Source organism: Dialister sp. i34-0019-2H8 (genome assembly GCF_042846925.1).
In the GTDB taxonomy this organism is placed as follows: Bacteria; Bacillota; Negativicutes; order Veillonellales; family Dialisteraceae; genus Dialister.
In genome coordinates this window covers 1388294-1406088 of sequence record NZ_BAABYQ010000001.1, presented here as the reverse complement: position 1 = coordinate 1406088, position 17795 = coordinate 1388294, and the positions used below count along the sequence as shown (strand labels likewise).

Annotated in this window: 17 protein-coding genes; 15 read left to right on the top strand and 2 right to left on the bottom strand. The window is 53.8% G+C overall.

What is annotated here, in order from left to right; all coding sequences use genetic code 11:
- Positions 1–13: 13 nt before the first annotated feature.
- The 15 genes from murF to thrB all read left to right on the top strand — a co-directional run bounded on the left by murF (position 14) and on the right by thrB (position 15319).
- Entirely contained in the window at positions 14–1405 is a 1392-nt protein-coding gene (murF, locus tag ACGG9R_RS06045; RefSeq protein WP_390152731.1) for a UDP-N-acetylmuramoyl-tripeptide--D-alanyl-D-alanine ligase, read from the top strand.
- Positions 1395–2363 (top strand): phospho-N-acetylmuramoyl-pentapeptide-transferase, encoded by a 969-nt coding sequence (gene mraY / locus ACGG9R_RS06040; protein WP_390152728.1) that lies wholly within the window; start codon positions 1395–1397, stop codon positions 2361–2363. The genes murF and mraY overlap by 11 nt, the downstream gene beginning before the upstream one ends.
- Positions 2364–2474: 111 nt before the next feature.
- Positions 2475–3824: a UDP-N-acetylmuramoyl-L-alanine--D-glutamate ligase gene (murD, locus tag ACGG9R_RS06035; RefSeq protein WP_390152725.1), complete on the top strand. Its 1350-nt coding sequence runs from the start codon at positions 2475–2477 to the stop codon at positions 3822–3824.
- 105 nt (positions 3825–3929) lie between these two features.
- Positions 3930–5036 carry an undecaprenyldiphospho-muramoylpentapeptide beta-N-acetylglucosaminyltransferase gene (murG, locus tag ACGG9R_RS06030; protein WP_390152722.1) on the top strand — a complete coding sequence of 369 codons (1107 nt, stop codon included), beginning with the start codon at positions 3930–3932 and terminating at the stop codon, positions 5034–5036.
- A gap of 12 nt (positions 5037–5048) precedes the next feature.
- Positions 5049–6443, top strand: a complete 1395-nt coding sequence (gene murC / locus ACGG9R_RS06025; RefSeq protein ID WP_390152720.1) for a UDP-N-acetylmuramate--L-alanine ligase — start codon at positions 5049–5051, stop codon at positions 6441–6443.
- Positions 6440–7375, top strand: coding sequence for a D-alanine--D-alanine ligase (locus tag ACGG9R_RS06020; protein ID WP_390152718.1), 936 nt, complete (start codon positions 6440–6442; stop codon positions 7373–7375). The genes murC and ACGG9R_RS06020 overlap by 4 nt, the downstream gene beginning before the upstream one ends.
- Before the next feature lie 254 nt (positions 7376–7629).
- The gene (locus tag ACGG9R_RS06015) at positions 7630–8496 is read left to right on the top strand and encodes a cell division protein FtsQ/DivIB (protein ID WP_390152717.1); all 867 of its coding nucleotides are present in this window, start codon (positions 7630–7632) and stop codon (positions 8494–8496) included.
- 174 nt (positions 8497–8670) lie between these two features.
- Positions 8671–9708 (top strand): cell division protein FtsZ, encoded by a 1038-nt coding sequence (gene ftsZ / locus ACGG9R_RS06010; RefSeq protein WP_390152715.1) that lies wholly within the window; start codon positions 8671–8673, stop codon positions 9706–9708.
- A gap of 214 nt (positions 9709–9922) precedes the next feature.
- A complete protein-coding gene (nrdR, locus tag ACGG9R_RS06005) occupies positions 9923–10417 on the top strand; it encodes a transcriptional regulator NrdR (RefSeq protein WP_022106431.1) in 495 nt (164 codons plus the stop codon).
- Entirely contained in the window at positions 10414–10983 is a 570-nt protein-coding gene (gene gmhA / locus ACGG9R_RS06000; RefSeq protein ID WP_022106432.1) for a D-sedoheptulose 7-phosphate isomerase, read from the top strand. Before nrdR ends, gmhA begins: the two co-directional genes overlap by 4 nt.
- Positions 10980–11507 (top strand): D-glycero-alpha-D-manno-heptose-1,7-bisphosphate 7-phosphatase, encoded by a 528-nt coding sequence (locus ACGG9R_RS05995; RefSeq protein ID WP_390152712.1) that lies wholly within the window; start codon positions 10980–10982, stop codon positions 11505–11507. Before gmhA ends, ACGG9R_RS05995 begins: the two co-directional genes overlap by 4 nt.
- Positions 11508–11678: 171 nt before the next feature.
- On the top strand, positions 11679–12470 hold the full coding sequence (locus ACGG9R_RS05990) for an RNA methyltransferase (RefSeq protein ID WP_022106434.1): 792 nt from the start codon (positions 11679–11681) through the stop codon (positions 12468–12470).
- A 63-nt stretch (positions 12471–12533) separates the two neighbouring features.
- Positions 12534–12992 carry an amino acid-binding protein gene (locus ACGG9R_RS05985; protein ID WP_390152709.1) on the top strand — a complete coding sequence of 153 codons (459 nt, stop codon included), beginning with the start codon at positions 12534–12536 and terminating at the stop codon, positions 12990–12992.
- A 115-nt stretch (positions 12993–13107) separates the two neighbouring features.
- Entirely contained in the window at positions 13108–14409 is a 1302-nt protein-coding gene (locus ACGG9R_RS05980) for a homoserine dehydrogenase (RefSeq protein ID WP_022106436.1), read from the top strand.
- Positions 14393–15319, top strand: coding sequence for a homoserine kinase (thrB, locus tag ACGG9R_RS05975; RefSeq protein WP_390152705.1), 927 nt, complete (start codon positions 14393–14395; stop codon positions 15317–15319). The genes ACGG9R_RS05980 and thrB overlap by 17 nt, the downstream gene beginning before the upstream one ends.
- Positions 15320–15514: 195 nt before the next feature.
- Here the strand turns inward: thrB and ilvB are convergent, their stop codons facing one another.
- Complete coding sequence (gene ilvB / locus ACGG9R_RS05970; RefSeq protein WP_390152703.1) at positions 15515–17191, bottom strand: biosynthetic-type acetolactate synthase large subunit; 1677 nt, start codon at positions 17189–17191, stop codon at positions 15515–15517.
- Position 17192: 1 nt separating this feature from the next.
- Positions 17193–17732, bottom strand: coding sequence for an acetolactate synthase small subunit (gene ilvN / locus ACGG9R_RS05965; RefSeq protein WP_390152699.1), 540 nt, complete (start codon positions 17730–17732; stop codon positions 17193–17195).
- Between the last annotated feature and the right edge of the window lie 63 nt (positions 17733–17795).

The window sequence follows — 17795 nt, the reverse complement described above, 5'->3', positions numbered from 1 at the left end:
AGGAGTGAAATTCATGGCTTCATTTACGATAGAAGAAATAGAAAGAGCCTGCGGCGCCAAGTTGCTCCAGCGAGGCAGGGAGCCGTCCATGGACGGGGTCAGTACCGATACCCGCACCATCGAGACGGGCAATCTGTTTCTGGCGCTTAAAGGAGAAAATTTTGATGGGCATGCCTTTTTGAAAAAGGCGTGCGAAGAAGGGGCTTCGGGAGTCATCCTTTCGGATGCTTCTTTTGCCGCAGAGGTGCCTTCCGATGTATCAGTGTTTCTCGTGAAGGATACGAAGAAGGCACTGGAAGATCTCGCCCATTTTCACCGTATGCGTTTCCATGTACCGGTGATCGGCATCACGGGCTCTAATGGAAAAACAACGACGAAAGACATGACGACGGCGCTCCTGTCGTCTCGTTTTCATGTCTGCGCGACACAGAAAAATTTCAATAATGAGATCGGCCTTTCCATGACACTCCTCTCTATGACGAAAGAGACGGAAGTCTGCGTCGTGGAAATGGGGATGCGTGGTTTCGGACAGATCGCAGAGCTTTGTGCGATCGCAAGCCCGACCATCGGTATCGTGACCAATGTCGGCACATCGCATATCGGGATCCTGGGCAGTCAGGAAAATATCGCGAAGGCGAAGGCCGAGCTGATCGAAGCACTGCCGAAGGATGGCACGGCGATCCTGAATGGGGATGACCCCTTCGTCAAAGCGATGGGGGACAGCTTCGAGGGACGCGTGATCTCCTATGGCCTTGCGGGGCGCTATACCGTCCGCGGGACAGATGCCCGTTATGAAGCTTCGCAAACCCAATTCATCTGTACGTCCTTTGATGAAGCATTCCGCGTGAAGCTTCATCTTCTAGGCGTTCACAATGTCTACGATGCACTGGCCGCCATCGCGGCAGCCCGTGTCCTTGGCGTGGACAGCCGGAAAATTCAGAGAGCGTTTGCGGATTTCCATCCGATCGGTCAGCGGCAGGCACTGCTTACCATCGCGGGTATCTCCGTCATGGATGACTCGTACAATGCGAATCCGCTCTCCATGGAAATGGCATTCGGCTCGCTGAAGCAGATCCCCGCTTCGCATCACTACCTGGTGCTTGGCGATATGGGAGAGCTGGGCGAGATGGAAGAGGCGCTGCACCATGAGACGGGAAAGAAAGCCGCCGCCATGGGCTTTGACGGCCTCATCACGGTGGGACCTCTCTCTCGCCATCTGGCTTTGGGCGCCAAAGAGGGCGGCATGACGTCCGTTTTCTCTTATGACACTTGTGAAGAAGCGGCAGAGAAGCTGGCGGCTCTGGCGAAGGCCGGAGATGCTGTGCTGGTGAAGGGTTCGCACTATATGCATATGGAGAAAGTACCAATGCTCTTGAGGGGAGTTCTGACAAAGGATGGAAAGTAATTATTTTATATACCTGCTGGAAGCAGCGGTCCTCACCGTCATCTGTGGATGGGTGGGCATTCCGCTTTTGAAGAAATTGAAGGCGCGCCAGTCGATCCGCACCGAAGGGCCGAAGTCTCATCGGGCCAAGAGCGGCACTCCGACCATGGGCGGGCTCTTCATGCTGACAGCGATGGTGCTGGTGGTGCTTTTCAACCGCCTCTTGGATCCATCGGTCCTCTGGCTTCTTTTTCTGACGCTGGGGCATGGGCTTTTAGGATTTCTCGATGATTTCATCAAAGCAGAAAAGAAAAGAAATCTGGGGCTGACGGCCAAGCAGAAAATGCTGGGGCAGCTGATCCTCGCTGTGCTCTTCTGCTGGGGCGTCGTAGATACACTGCACCTGCCTTACTCGATCGCGATCCCATTCACGGACATGGATATTTCCATCGGACTTTTGTACTATCCTTTCGTCGTTCTTGTCATTGTGGGGGCATCGAATGCGGTGAATCTGACGGATGGGCTGGACGGACTGGCTTCCGGCTGCTGCGTCATTGCGTTTACGGCCTATGCGGTCTTCTGCTATATGACAGGGTTTCATGACCTCGGTTATTTTATCATTATTCTGGCAGGGGCCTGCATTGGCTTCCTTTTCTTCAATTATCATCCGGCCAAGGTCTTCATGGGGGATACCGGCTCGCTTGCCCTCGGCGGAGCCATCGCCGGGATCTCGGTCATGACCCGGACGGAGCTCTTGCTCGCCTTCCTCGGCCTTATTTTTGTGCTGGAAGCCTTATCTGTCATCATTCAGGTCATTTCTTTCAAAACAACGGGCAAGCGTGTCTTCAAGATGAGTCCGCTGCACCATCATTTCGAACTGTCCGGCTGGAGTGAAGTCCGTGTCGTCTGGTCCTTCTGGATCTTCGAAGGCTTCGCCGCCGCGGGCAGTCTGATGTTGGCGATCTATGCACTGCCATAAATCGGCCGGCAGCAGAACGGGAGGCAGAGATCGGGGATGAAAGCTGATGCTTTTTATTCCCATCCCTTCCCGCCGACTATCCATGTTTTACCATTCATGGGAGGTATAGCTTTGAAACATGTACTTATTCTGGGCGCCGGTATCAGTGGCCTTGGCGCGGCTCATGTACTTCTCCGTCATGGAACCCATGTCGTGATCTCTGATCTCAAGGATCAGATACAGAATAACAAAGAAAAAGAAGAGCTCATCGGGCTCGGGGCTGAGTTCTGCTTCGGCGCGCAGTCTGAGAGCCTTTTGGACGGGATGGATGCCGTCGTCGTTTCCCCTGTCATCCCGGCGGAAAATGTCGTGATCCAGGGGGCGATGAAAAGGCACATCCCTGTTTTGAGTGAAGTCGAGCTCGCCTATCGCGTGACGAAGGCGCCGATCCTGGCCATCACGGGAACAAATGGGAAGACCACGACCACGACGCTTCTTGGCAGCATGCTTTCCCACTCGGGAAGGCCCTTTGCTCTGGCAGGAAATCTGGGGATCTCCCTTTCCCGCGAAGCAGAGCTGGTGCCGGAGAATGGTCTGATCGCAGCAGAGGTTTCGAGCTTCCAGCTGGAATTCATCACCCACTTCCAGCCGAAAGCGGCGGTCATCCTGAATATCACGCCCGATCATCTGGAACGTCACCACACCATGGAGGCCTATGTGGCAGCCAAGGCGCGGATCTTTGAAAATATGGACGAAACGAACTGCATCCTTCTGAATGCTGACGATCCGTATACGCCGATGCTGAAAAAGCAGGCGGAAGCACACACTCATGTGTGCCTGCTCTCCACATCGCACGGGGTCGAGGAAGGTGCATGCCTTTCCGGTGACCGTCTCGTGCTGAAGAGACGGGGAGAAACCATTCCTCTCTGCACCGCAGGTGAGCTCTTGCTGAAGGGAAGGCAGAATATCGAGGACTGTCTGGCTGCCGCTTTTCTGGCGCATGAGGGCGGCGTCGACACAGCTGTCATCATAGAGGCACTGAAGACCTTTGCTGCTCTTCCGAACCGCATCGAATTTGTTCGCAAACTGGATGGCGTTTCCTACTACAATGATTCCAAGGCTACGAATACCGATGCAGCCATCAAAGGCATGGAGGCCTTCGACAAGCCGGTCATCCTGATCGCCGGCGGTCATGATAAGGGCACGCCTCTTTCTGATTTCATGCAGACCGTGCGCTCTCATACGAAAGAGCTCATCCTTTTGGGAGCGGCGGCTGAGCGCTTCGAGAAAGCGGCCAGAGAGGCGGGCGTCTCTTCGATCCACCGCGTATCCTCTATGAAAGAGGCCGTCCTCCTCGGACAGAAACTGGCGAAAGCGGGGGATGTCGTCATCCTTTCACCGGCCTGCTCTTCTTTCGATATGTACAAGAATATGGAAGAGCGCGGCATGGATTTTAAGAAAAACGTAAAGAGCCTTATGTAAATGGGTCGGGGTCAGAAAATAAGTCAGAAGCCAGACATCTGACATCTGATGTCTCCAAGGCTGATCCCTGATCCCTGTTTTCTCACTGATTATAACGGAGCATTCATGAAACGGGTTATTTTATCTGGCGGCGGTACGGGGGGACATATTTACCCGGCCATCACCATTGCTAAGGAAATAGCAAAACTGGAAGAAACAGAATTTCTTTTCGTGGGCACGCCGAATGGGATGGAGTCACGTATCATTCCGAAGGAAGGGTATCGTTTCGCCTCGCTGCCGGCTTCGGGCCTGAAGCGGAAGCTGACGCTGGAAAATATCAGCATCCTGTGTCATGCGGCAGGGAGCCTCTTCAAGGCGCGCCGGATTCTGAAGGATTTCGCACCGGATGTAGTCATCGGGACGGGCGGCTATGTATGCGGGCCGATCCTGATGGCGGCAGCGCTGTCTCATATACCGACGCTGATCCAGGAGCAGAATGTGATCCCCGGGATCACGAATAAGATCCTTTCCCGTGTGGTCGATAAGATCGCGCTGGGCTATGAAGCAGCCGCTTCCCGTTTCCCGCATCCGGAGAAATGCATCTATACAGGAAATCCGATCCGTCCCGACATTATGGAAGCCAAGCGGGAGACATCCCGCAGGGCGCTCGGGCTTTCGCCGGATACCTTCATGGTACTGGTCACCGGCGGCAGCCGCGGAGCGAGGACGATCAATACCGCCATGCTGGATGTGCATCGCCACTTCAAAGACGCGAAGAACCTGTGCCTTTACCATGTGACGGGTGAGCTGGAATATGACAAGATCACGAGCGCACTCGGCTCTGATGAAGACGGACATTATGGCTCTGCGAGCCGCATCATCCGCTATGAGTATCATATGCCGAATGCGCTTGCAGCCGCTGATCTCATCATCTGCCGCGCGGGAGCCATCAGTCTGGCAGAAGTCGCAGCAAGAGAGCTGCCGGCCATCCTGATCCCGTATCCCTATGCGGCAGAGGATCACCAGACATACAATGCCCGCGTCTTTTCCGAGGCGGGAGCGGCGAAAATGATTCTGGATAAGGACGTCACAGGCGCCCGATTCATTGAAAATATCACAGCGCTTCGCGAGCATCCCGAAGATCTTCAGACGATGGAGAAGTCCATTGGCACTTTGAAAAAAGTGCATGCCGGAGAGGATATCGCAAGACTTGCACTGTCGCTCATTAAATAAAGGAAGACGATTATGGACCTCACGAAGTATCATTCATTCCATTTTATAGGGATCGGCGGTATGGGCATGCGTGCGCTGGCCGTCATTCTGCTCGATAAGGGGGAGCGCATTTCCGGTTCCGATGTGGCAGACTCTCCCTTTCTGCGCGATTTCCGAAAAAAAGGCGCAGAGATCTATATCGGGCATGAAGCGTCTCATGTGAAGGGCGCAGACTGCGTTGTCATTTCTTCGGCGATCTCCGAAGAAAATCCAGAGCTTCTGGAAGCGAGACGTCTTGGCATTCCGGTATTCCATCGCTCCGACGTGCTGGCGGCCATGTTCCACTGGGGCAAAGGCATCGCTGTCGCAGGCGCACATGGGAAATCCACGACATCTGCCATGGTGGGACAGATCTTCTATGAAGCAGGCAAAGACCCGACGATCGTTCTCGGGGCGGCAGCCAGCTATATTGGAGGAAATTCCTGTCTCGGAAAGGGCGAGTATGTCATCGCGGAAGCGGACGAAAGCGACGGCTCTTTCCTGAAATTTTCCCCTTATATGACGGTGGTGACGAATATTGAGGATGACCATCTGGATCATTATGGCAGCGTCGAAAATATCCGCCGTGCATTCTCCGAATTTATCAGCCATATTTGCTATGAGGATGGCGTCGCCATCGTATGCACAGACAGCGAAGGCGTCCGTGCGATTCTGCCCGAGATCCATAAGACCTGCATCACCTATGGCCTCAATGAAAAAGCAGACTATCGGGCCGTGAACAAGCGATACGAAAAGAGACATCTGCTTTTCGATGTGGTGCATGAGGGAAAGACGCTCGGCACCATCGAGCTGCAGATCCCGGGGTCGCATAATATCCGTGATGCGCTTGGCGCCGTGATCGCAGCGCTCTACTGCGGCATCCCGATGGAAACGATCGAGATGGCGCTGTCTCACTTTGTGGGAGTGAAGCGTCGCTTCGAGACGAAATCCAGAGAAAATGATCTCTGGGTGGTCGATGACTATGCACACCATCCGACAGAGATCAAAGCGACTCTGAAAGCAGCGAGAGAGACAGGCGATCATCGCATCATCTGCGCCTTCCAGCCGCACCGCTATTCCCGCACGCAGCTTCTGCAGCAGGAGTTTGCCGAAGCATTCGATGATGCAGATGTACTCTTCTTCACCGATATCTATGCGGCGAGTGAGGCACCGATCGAAGGTGTCGACGGACATCTGATCCCCTCACTGGTCCATCAGCGTCTGCCGGAAAAGGACATCCACTATGTGGAAACGGTGGAAGGCGTGTCTCAGGCGCTTTACGACTTTGTAAAGCCGGGAGATATGATCATCACCATGGGCGCTGGCAGTATTTACCGCGCAGGGGAAGAGCTCATTCAGTTGGTGAAGGATAAAGGGTTGAAAAAGTGATTACTAAAGAGAGCAGAATCGTGGTCCTCATGGGAGGACCCTCCAGAGAGGCGGAAGTCTCCAGAAATACAGGGAAGGCCATTTTAGAAGCCCTGACCTCCATTGGTTATCAGGCCATTTCTATGGAGTATGACCCGCACCATGTGGTGGAGCAGCTGAAAGAAGCGAAGGCAGATGCCGTATTCATCGCGCTACATGGCAAGTACGGGGAGGATGGCACCATCCAGAGCGTACTCGAGCTCGCCCGCATCCCGTACACGGGCTCCGGTGTGACCTCGAGTGCCATCACCATGGATAAGATCATGAGCAGCCATTTCTTCAAGCAGGCGGGCCTTCCCATGGCCTTCTCCAAGGCGTACTATCTGAAGGATGGGAAGGAAAATATAGAAGAAGACATTCGTAAGAGCTTTACCCTTCCTGTCGTCCTCAAGCCCGCCTGTGAAGGCTCGACCATCGGCATCGAGATCGTAAAGGAAGAAAAAGATCTGAAAGAGGCGATCGACCGTGTCTTCTCGGTAGAACCCAGGATCCTGGCAGAGGCTTTCCTTTCCGGAGACGAATTCACCGTTTCCGTGCTGGACGGCAAAGCACTGCCGGTCATTCAGATCTGTCCGCATTCGGGGTCTTATGATTACCACTCCAAGTACACCAAGGGCGCGACAGACTACCTCGTCCCGGCTCCGATCCCGGAGGCGCTTGCGGAAGAGATGAGCCGTCTCGCAGAGACCGGCTATCGCACGGCGGAATGTGATGGTGCGTGCCGCTTCGACTTCAAGACGGATCGCGACGGCCGTCCGCATCTTCTGGAAGCCAATTCCATTCCGGGCATGACGGCGACGAGCCTCGTCCCGAAGGCCGCCGCAGCGGCGGGGATCTCATTCCCCGCGCTCTGCGAAAAAATTCTCCTCGAAGCGGGTCTGGATAAGGTGTGATCTCAGTGACCGGGGACGGCACGTCCTACGGATGTCTCCTTAAAACGCAAACCTTACACCTAAGGAAACACTGATTAAATCGTTGTCAGATTTCATTCTTGGATTTTTATACAGAGCAAGGAATCATCTGACGCGAATAGCGAGCTATTTAAGGAGGATGATGACGAAGCTATGTATAAAAACCCATATGAAATTCGGCTTTGCGATTTAATCAGCGTTTCCGTAAAACCTTATACAAACAGGATTTGATTCTTATGGATAATTTTAAAAGCTTCAATGATTTCCGGCGCGAGCTGCATGAAGGAAATATCCCCGAGCAGAAGCCGCGGGAAGAGACGGAAGTGACACCGGAAGATCCTTCGCAAGACATAGAGGCGAAGGAGGCACCCCGGGTATCGCGCAAAAAGAAAAGGAAGGGGTTCCGTATCAGGCAGTCCATCCTGCTCGCAGGCGGCGGACTTCTCCTTGCGGCACTTGGCATATTTCTTTTGCCGCTGCCCTTAGGCTATATCCATCTCACCGGCACGAAGGCTCTCACGATGGAGGATATTCTTTTCGAAGGGCAGATCCGCCAGCCGGTCAATGTGCTGCAGATCAGCGCCTCCGGCCTGACAGAGCGTCTTTCTCATGACATTCGTGTGGCTCATGTCGAGGTGAGCCGTGGATTTCCCTTTGTTCTCGAAGTACACATCGAAGACAGAGAGCCGCTGGCCATCATGCAGGCGGAGTACAGCTATGTCGTGCTGGATAAAGAGGGCATGGTGATCGATTCCGTGCAGTCGATCCGGAAGGGCGACGTCGCTATGATCACAGGAAAGCGCATGGAAAACCTGCTCCTCGGAGATACCGTGTCGCAGGAAGACCTGGACAAAGCACTCGCTTTTCTCAATGCACTCTCTCCGGAAGGGCAGCGGTTCTTTTCGGAGATCAATATCGGAAATCCGGAAAACATACGCGCTTATACCAGAGATGGCATCACCGTCCGACTTGGCAGCGGCAGTGACATGGAAGCGCAGGCCAAACTGGCTGAGAATATGGTAGGGGATGTGAAGGCGCGCGGCCTTTCCGTAGAATATGTGGACGCCAATCTCTCCTCTCCCTTTATAAAACTGAAAAAATAGAGATTTTAACCGGGAAAATTGCAAATTGTCTCATTCTACCGGTGGCGAACTTGTGGAAAGTATTGTACAATGGTACATATGATTAGCAGAAATGTAATATAGGTGGATAACATCCTGAGTTAATCAGCGTTTCCTTACATACATGACGCAAAATATCCTGAAGGAGGAGCGAACATGGAACAGTCTGAAATGGCAAACATTAAAGTAATTGGTGTAGGTGGCGGCGGAAATAATGCAGTTAACCGCATGATCGATGCCCAGGTCAAAGGGGTTGAATTTATTGCAGTCAATACCGAAACCCAGGTTTTGAATAAATCCGAAGCAGATAACAAGATTCAGATCGGTGAAAAGCTGACCAAGGGTCTCGGCGCCGGTGCAAAACCGGAAGTCGGTGAACAGGCAGCCGAAGAATCCAAGGAAGATCTCTCCAAAGCACTGGCGGGCGCAGACATGGTCTTCGTCACTGCCGGCATGGGCGGCGGTACAGGTACAGGTGCGGCTCCGGTAGCTGCACAGTGCGCCAGAGAGCTGGGCGCGCTCACCATCGCTGTCGTGACGAAACCATTCACATTCGAAGGCAAGGTCAGAGCAAGAAATGCTCAGGAAGGGATCGAACGTCTGAAGAACAGCGTCGATGCCATCCTTGTTGTACCGAATGACAAGCTGCTGCAGATCATGGATAAGAAAGCATCTCTGAAGGATGCCTTCAAGACCGCGGATGATGTACTCCGTCAGGGCATCCAGGGCATTTCCGACCTGATCACCGTACCGGGAATCATCAACCTGGACTTTGCGGACGTTCGGACCATCATGAGTGACCAAGGCGAAGCGCTCATGGGCATCGGCATCGGCACCGGCGACAACCGTGCGAGCGACGCCGCTTCCATGGCTATCAACAGCCCGCTTCTCGAACGCAGCATCGATGGTGCGAAAGGCATCATCATCAATATCACCGGCAATGAAGACCTGGGACTCTTTGAGATCAACGAAGCATCCCAGATCATTACCGAAGCAGCCGATCCGGATGCCAACATCATCTGGGGTACTTCTGTCGATGATACCCTCGATAACGATACCGTCAGGATCACTGTCATTGCGACCGGCTTCGGCGAAAAGAAAAAAGCACAGGCTCCGGCGCAGGCAGGAAACAGATTCAGCAATGCTGTCCGCCCGAGCACGGGAATTGCGGTTCCGGAATTCCTCAGAAAATAAGGGAAAATACGCCGACTGACTGCTCTCATGGATGACTCTCTTTCTGATATGGCACCATATGGAGAGAGAGGGAGGATGCGGACCATGATCGCATCCGTATTCTCCTGACCGGAGACAGACCGGCTCTTTCTACCTGTCTGAAAAGCCACACCGCATATGCAGTGTGGCTTTTATTGATTTTGCTTTTTGTTAACTCTAAGAAGGAGAATTCGATATGAAATGCCCATTCTGTAAAAGCAGAGATACGAAAGTGACAGACTCCAGAGATACGGATGAAGGCGCAGCCATTCGCCGCCGCCGTCAGTGCCTCTCTTGCGGACGCCGTTTCACGACGTATGAGACCGTAGAAAAACTGCCGCTTCGTGTCATCAAGAAGAATGGCAAGCGTGAGCTTTTCGATAGATCCAAGATCCGTAACGGTATCACCAGAGCCTGTGAAAAGACGAATGTATCCTCTGCCCAGATCGAAGAGATCATCGATCTGGTGGAACATACGATCCGCAACGATCCGAAGCGTGAGCTTCCGACCACGGAGATCGGCAACATCGTGATGGATGCGCTCTGCAAGCTCGATCAGGTCGCATATGTCCGTTTTGCTTCCGTATATCGCGAATTCAAGGATATCAATACATTCATGCAAGAGCTTCAGAATCTGATGACCAATCAGCAGCCTTCGTCTAAGGCCGCTCAGGGTGAGGAAAAGAAATGAGAGCACTCATAGAAAAATGCTTCGATGACCATCAGAAAGCACTGGAAAAGAGCCGTGCACTCTATCCTGTCATCGAAGATATGGCGAAGATCTGCGAAAAAGCCCTGCGCTCTGGTCACAAGATCCTCATCTGCGGCAATGGAGGCAGCGCTGCAGACGCGCAGCACATCGCTGCGGAATTTGTCGGGCGATTTCATAACGAGCGCCGCTCTCTTCCTGCCATCGCCCTCACGACAGATACCTCGATCCTGACCGCCGTCGGGAATGACTACAGCTTTGACCGTGTTTTTTCCCGTCAAGTCGAAGGACTCGGAGATCCGGGGGACGTCCTCTGGGGGATCTCTACCAGCGGAAACAGTCCGGATGTGCTCGAAGCGCTGAAAATAGCGAGAGAAAAAGGGCTGACGACCATTGGCTCGACCGGGAAGACCGGCGGAGCCATGGTACTCTGGTGCGATGCCTCTTTGGTGGTACCCGACGATGTGACCGCCCGCATTCAGGAGATCCACATGCTCGCGGCGCATATCATCTGCCAGATCATCGATGAGATGGACTGGACGAAATGATGGACACCAGAAGAAAAGCGGTCTTTTTTGACCGCGACGGCGTCCTCAATGAAGATGATGGCTATGTGCATCAGATGAGGAAGCTGCGCTGGGTGAAAGGCGCAAGGGAGATCGTAGCCGAGCTCACCAAGGCCGGCTTTCTTCTCTTTGTCGTGACGAACCAGAGCGGTGTGGCACGCGGTTATTTCACCGAAGAAACGGTTCGGCAGCTCCATCGGGAAATGAATGAAGAATTTCAAAAATGGGGCGGGCATATCACAGAGTTTTTCTACTGTCCGCACCTTCCCGGTGCGCCCCTTCCCGCGTATGATCAGGTATGCAGCTGCCGCAAGCCGGCACCGGGGATGATCCTTCGTGCACTTGATGCATACGGCATAGACAAAGACCGGGCGGTCCTTTTCGGGGATGGAAAACGCGATGTCGAAGCCGCAGAGAAGGCGGGCATCCGCGGATTCCTTTTCCCGGGCGGCGATATAGAAGCATTCGTGCGGGAGAAGCTGGCAGGACATTTCACCATCGGATGAGCCACTGACCAGGAAAGAGACCTGTCAGGCTTCATGGGTTTAGGAGGAGCTTGCGATAGTACACCCTCCTTCCCTATAAACCTCATTGCACCGATAGGAACCTCTCAACTTATGCACGCACAGCTTTTATGGATAGTATCGCCGATAGGACATGATGCTTTGGAGGACAGGATGATCGAAGAAATAAGGAGCCGCAGCAACCAGTGGATCAAAAAAGCACTGCAGCTGAAGCAGAGAAAATACCGGCAGGCCTATGGCATGTTCCTGATGGAAGGCCTTCGCAGCGTCGAGGATGCTCTCCGTCAGGGCATGAAAGCATGTACCTGTTTTTTCACAGAAAACCAGCTGGAAAATGAACGCTTCAAGGCACTCATGAAAGAGGGAGAAGCACTTTCCTGGCGCTTTCTCAAACTCGATGAGGGACTCATGAAGCTCATCTCCGGCACACAGCATGGACAGGGCATCATGCTCTTGGCTTCTAAGAAAAAAAGAGACATTGAAGAACTGATGCACCCGCTTGAGGGATACTACGTGTTGCTGGATGCGGTGCAGGACCCCGGCAATATGGGGACGATCCTTCGAAGTGCGGCAGCAGCCGGCGTCAAGGCAGTCCTTCTTACGAAAGGATGCACCGATCCTTTTGCGGAAAAAGCGGTGCGAAGCTCCATGGGGAGCATCCTGCGCGTCCCTGTCTATGAAGATCTGACAGTGGATCAGATCTCCCTGATCCGAGAAAAGAGCGGTCTTGCGCTCTACGGGACAGCCCTTTCGCATGCCGTCCCCTACAAAACGGTGGGAGAGATCCGGAAAGGGATCTTCGTTTTTGGCAATGAAGGAAACGGCATCCGCGAGGAGCTCCTCGCGATGACCGACATGAATTTATATATTCCGCTCGCGGGCACGGTCGAGTCACTCAATGTCTCCGTGGCCGCTGCGGTGATTTTATTTCAATTTATAGAATAGGGAAACGGGCGGGGAGCAGGCCGTCTGTGACACGCCCCATACCTTTCTGTCATACGGTTCATTATGAAAAAAGGAAAAGAAGAATTTTACCTGGTGGATCTGAAGGTACTTCCGGAAGCCATCAAGAAAACGATCAAAGTGAAAGAGCTGCTGAATGACGGGATCTGCGGATCCATCAATGAAGCTGTCAAAAAAGTCGATATGAGCCGCAGTGCTTATTATAAATATAAAGATCATGTAGCGTCAGCCCGGAGCCGGGCGCTCAGGATCGCCATGCTGTCCACAGTCATGACGGAGGAGTATCCTCACTTTGCCCGACTCATGCGACGCGTCATGAAAGGAAATTTCGAGATCCTTTCCATGAACCGCAGCCGGGCGGGGGAGAAGCTCGTCTCTGTCACCATGACCTTGCAGATAGAAGATGCATCGGAACCATTATCAGTTCTGGAAGATGCAGTCAAGTCCATGAAAGGAATTCAGTCCGTTGTTCTTCAGGAAGCCATGCTGAAAGCAGGAGAATAGGGAAGATAGCTGGCAGATAGTGACTGGGATCGCGTTTTGCGCTCTGCGCAAAACCGATCCGTGAGATGCCCTCATTTCCCGCTTTTCAATGCATCCTTGATCAGGAGGAGATTTTATGAAAACAATCAATATTGCACTCCTTGGCTTCGGCACCGTCGGAAGCGGCGTCGCTGAAACCATCAAAAGAAACAGCCAGATGATGGCAGAACAGCTGGGCTGTCAGCTGAAAATCACCTATGTACTGGTGCGTCATCCGGACAAGTACAAAAATGTACCTCTCTTGGAAGGTGTCCATCTGACATCTTCTTTTGAAGAGATCATGGCCGACCCTGATATCGGCATCGTAGTCGAAGTCATGGGAGGCATCCATCCGGCCAAGGAGTATATCTTTGAGGCACTCAATCACAAAATGAGCGTCGTCAGTGCCAATAAGGATGTCGTGGCGCTCTTTGGACCGGAGATCATGCATACCGCGATGGAGAATCATGTGAATTTCTCCTGTGAAGCCAGTGTCGGTGGCGGTATCCCGATCCTTCGTCCGCTGCACGATTCCCTGGCGGCGAATGAGATCGAAAGCATCGTAGGCATCGTGAACGGGACGACGAATTTCATTCTTTCCAGTATGGACGAAGAAGGCGTCAGCTACTCGGATGCTCTTCGCGTGGCGCAGAAGAAGGGCTTTGCAGAAGCCGACCCGACCAATGACGTCTGCGGCTACGACGCAGCCAGAAAGCTCGCGATCCTCGCCTCCATCGGCTTCCGTGCGAACGTCACTTTTGATGACGTACTCGTTGAAGGCATCGAGAAGATCTCCCAGAAGGACGTACAGTATGCGAGTGAGATGGGCTATGCCATCAAGCTGCTCGCTGTCGGTACCCGGCAGGACAATGGCATCGCGCTCAATGTCTATCCGGCCTTCGTACCGCGCACCCATCCGCTCGCTTCTGTCAAAGGCTCCTACAATGCGATCTATGTCACCGGCAACATCGTCGATGACGTCATGTTCTACGGACGCGGCGCCGGCTCGCTCCCGACAGCCAGTGCGGTCATGGCAGATGTGATCTCCACCGCGAAACACATCATGAATGGCTCCACCGGCACCGGCATGATGCTGACGGAAACCAAGCGCATCCCATTCTACTCTTCCCTGAAGCTGAAGAACTCCTACTACTTCCGCTTGATCGTCGACGATGTGACGGGCGTCCTCTCCCAGATCGCTTCTGCGTATGCCGACCATGACATCAGCATCAAGGAAGTCGTGCAGAAGAGCCGCTTCGAGGACGCAGCGGAACTGATGATCATCACGCAGGATACGCCTCGCGAAAATATCATTCAAGTCGAAAAAGCCCTGCAGGTCCTGCCCTGCATGCGCCAGGTCGCGAACATTGTGAGGGTCATGAATGATGACAGAGAATAAGACATACATCGTCCGTGTACCGGCCACCACGGCGAATATCGGAAGCGGCTTTGACACCCTCGGCATGTCGCTCGGCCTTTACAATGTCGTCCAGTTCGTCCCCGAGGAAGGACGAGAGCTTAAGGATACCGTGATCCGCGCAGAAGGGGAAGGCGCAGACCAGATCCCTTCCGGAATGGATAACATGATCATTCAGGCGATGGCGGAAACGGCCCAAAAGGCAGGAAAAGAGATCCCCGGCGGTAGCATGTACCTCATCAACCGTATCCCCTTTGCCAGAGGCCTCGGCAGCAGCTCAGCGGCACTTGCTTCCGGCGTATTTCTTGCGAACCTGCTGATGGGGGAGCCCTTCGACAGGAAAGAGATCCTGAATATCACCGCGGAGATGGAAGGGCATCCCGACAATGCGGCGCCTGCGATCTTAGGCGGCTTCTGCATGGCACTTCTGAAGGATGGCCATGTCACAGCGGAAAGCATCGACATCCCGTCCCACTGGAAAGCAGTTGTCACGATCCCGGACTTCGAGCTTCACACGGAAAAAGCCAGAGCCGTGCTTCCGAAGACATACAGCAGAAGTGATGCTGTGCATAATATCGGTGCCGTTTCCTTCCTGATGGCTGCCTTCATGTATCAGAAGCCCGAGTATTTGAAATTCGGCCTCGACGACTGCATCCATGTCCCGTATCGTCTGGATCTCATCCCGGGCTCCAGTCAGGTCATTGCAAATGCCATGTATTCCGGCGCCTACGGAGCGACCATCAGTGGCTCCGGCCCGACCATCATTGCCTTCGCCCCTGCGGAGAAAGCGCACATGGTCGGTGAAGCCATGGTCGACGGATTCCGCTCCGCCAAGATGACGGCGCGCTACCTCGTGCTCGACTTCGATCAGAATGGCATCATGGCCGTGTAATACAATACATCACACAAAAAACTCCATGCGAAGGCATGGAGCTTTTTTATGTGGATCCGTGTGAGCGGGCAGTCCCGTGGGCAGGTCGAAAGGAGGATACGAACAAGTCAGTGATCAGATATCAGACGTTAGCCATCTGACACTTGACATCTGTCATTTGGCGTCGCCTCATCCCTAGCCACCAGACACTCATCACTAATCCTTTACATCGATGTCCTTTTCTCCGAGTCCTGGGACAAAGACGTCGATGCCTTTTCCGGCTGCGACCATAGGGACGACCATGTCTTTGGGCGGGATGGCTGTTTCGATGACGTAAGGCTGATCCAGTTTCATAGCCTTTTCTACAGCGGCGGTGAGCTCTTCGGGCGTGGAGACATGTTCGCCGGCAAGGCCGAAAGCGGATGCATATTTCACGAAGTCTACATACGATGGAAGGTTGCAGGCCATATAGCGTTCCTTGTATCCGGTCTGCTGCAGCTGGCGGATCATGCCGAGACCGCTGTTATTGAAGACGATGACGATCACCGGGATATGGTAGGAGGCGAGTGTGAAGAGTTCGCTGCCTGTCATCTTGAATCCGCCGTCGCCGGCTACGAGAAGAACGGTTTTTTCCGGTTTCGCCAGCTTTGCGCCCATAGCAGCCGGCAGTCCGAATCCCATGGTGCCAAGGCCGCCGGAGGTGATGAGCTGGTGGGCGTACTCGACTTTGAGATGCTGCGCGGTGAACATCTGGTGCTGTCCGACATCGGTGGCACAGAGATAGTCTTTCCCTTTGAGCAGCGGATTCAGTGCCTGAATGAAGAGGGGAGCGGTATTCTCTCCGTAGTCTTCGTCCATAGAAGGCCAGGTGAGGATCTTGTCCCACCATGCGGACAGATCGTGAAAAGAGGAGCCTCTTTCGAGCATATTGATGATGGTGCGCATGTCACCTGCGATATGAATGCGGCTGTCTATGTTTTTATGGAATTCAGCGGGGTCGATATCGACATGAATGATGGTCTTGCCTTGGCTGTATGTCGCGCGGTCACCCGTTTCTCTGTCATTGAAACGGCTGCCCAGTGCAAGAATGACATCCGCTTCGGCAAGCGCGCGGTTTGCACGTTCATGTCCGTGAAGACCGGCCATGCCAAGGTACTGCTTGCGGTAGGAGCTGATGCAGCCGAGCCCCATGAGGGTGCTAGCGCAGGGGAGATTCAGCTTCTCCGCGAGATGCACGGCTTCATACTGGGCACCGGAAATGGCGACGCCGCCGCCTACGAGCATGACCGGGCGCTTGGCTTTGCTGAGAGCATCGATGGCAAGATCGATACGCATGGGATCGGGGGCTTTCGGAGAGAGGGCCGGGAGCTTTCTTCCCTGGTACTCGATCATGGCTTTCTGCACATCATTCGGTACATCGATCAGTACAGGCCCGGGACGTCCGCTTCTGGCGATCTGGAAGGCAAGATGCATAGTCTGTTCCAGCTCTTCGGGCTTATTCACAAGGAAATTCTGCTTCGTGATCGGCATAGTGATGCCGCAGATGTCGACTTCCTGAAAGGCATCGTGGCCGATGGTGCTGCGCTTCACCTGTCCGGTGATGGCGACGACCGGGATCGAGTCGAGGAAAGCATTCGCAAGGCCGGTGACGAGGTTCGTCGCCCCCGGGCCGGAGGTCGCGCAGCAGACACCGACAGTACCGCTCGCTCTGGCATAGCCGTCGGCAGCGTGCGCTGCTCCCTGCTCATGCGCGGTCAGTATATGGCGGATCGATGTCTCATCGCGCAGGGCATCGTAGAAGGGGAGGATAGCACCGCCCGGATAACCGAAAATAGTGGAAACGCCTTCTGCCTGGAGGCATTTGACCATGACTTCTGCACCTGTCAATTTCATCTCATTTACCTCCTACAGTGTCATACTGCTCAGGCCATTCATAGCGAGAGCCATCTAAAATCAAAGCTTCATCACCGCGAGCCAGAGCGACGACGCCTGTCTGGACCATTTCGACGATGCCGTAACGGCGAAGGGCATTCACGAACGCATGGAGCTTGTCCTCGCTGCCTGTATTTACGAAGGTTATACTGTCACCGGTGATGTCGATGGCATGGGAGCGGAAAGCAGCCGCAAGCTGCAGGATCTCCATACGCTTGTCACCTGCGTGCACCTTGATGAGGAGCATGCTGCGAAGGGCGCTTGTTTCTTTTTTGAGGACTGTGATCTTCTCGACTTCGCTGATCTTTTCGACCTGGCGGGAGATCTGATCTACGGTGCGGTCATCCGCATCGACGGTGATCGTAAGGCGGGCATAGCCTGGTTTTTCTGTGGTGCCGCTCATCAGACTGTCGATATTGTAGCCGCGGCGTGAGATCAGTCCGGTGATCTTGGAGAGCACACCCGGACGATTGTGTGCGATGATGGATAGTAATTGCTTCATGAGGGCTCCTTTTTGATATGAGGAATGAGGCGTGAAAGGTTCGAGAGGTACAGGGGAAAGGCG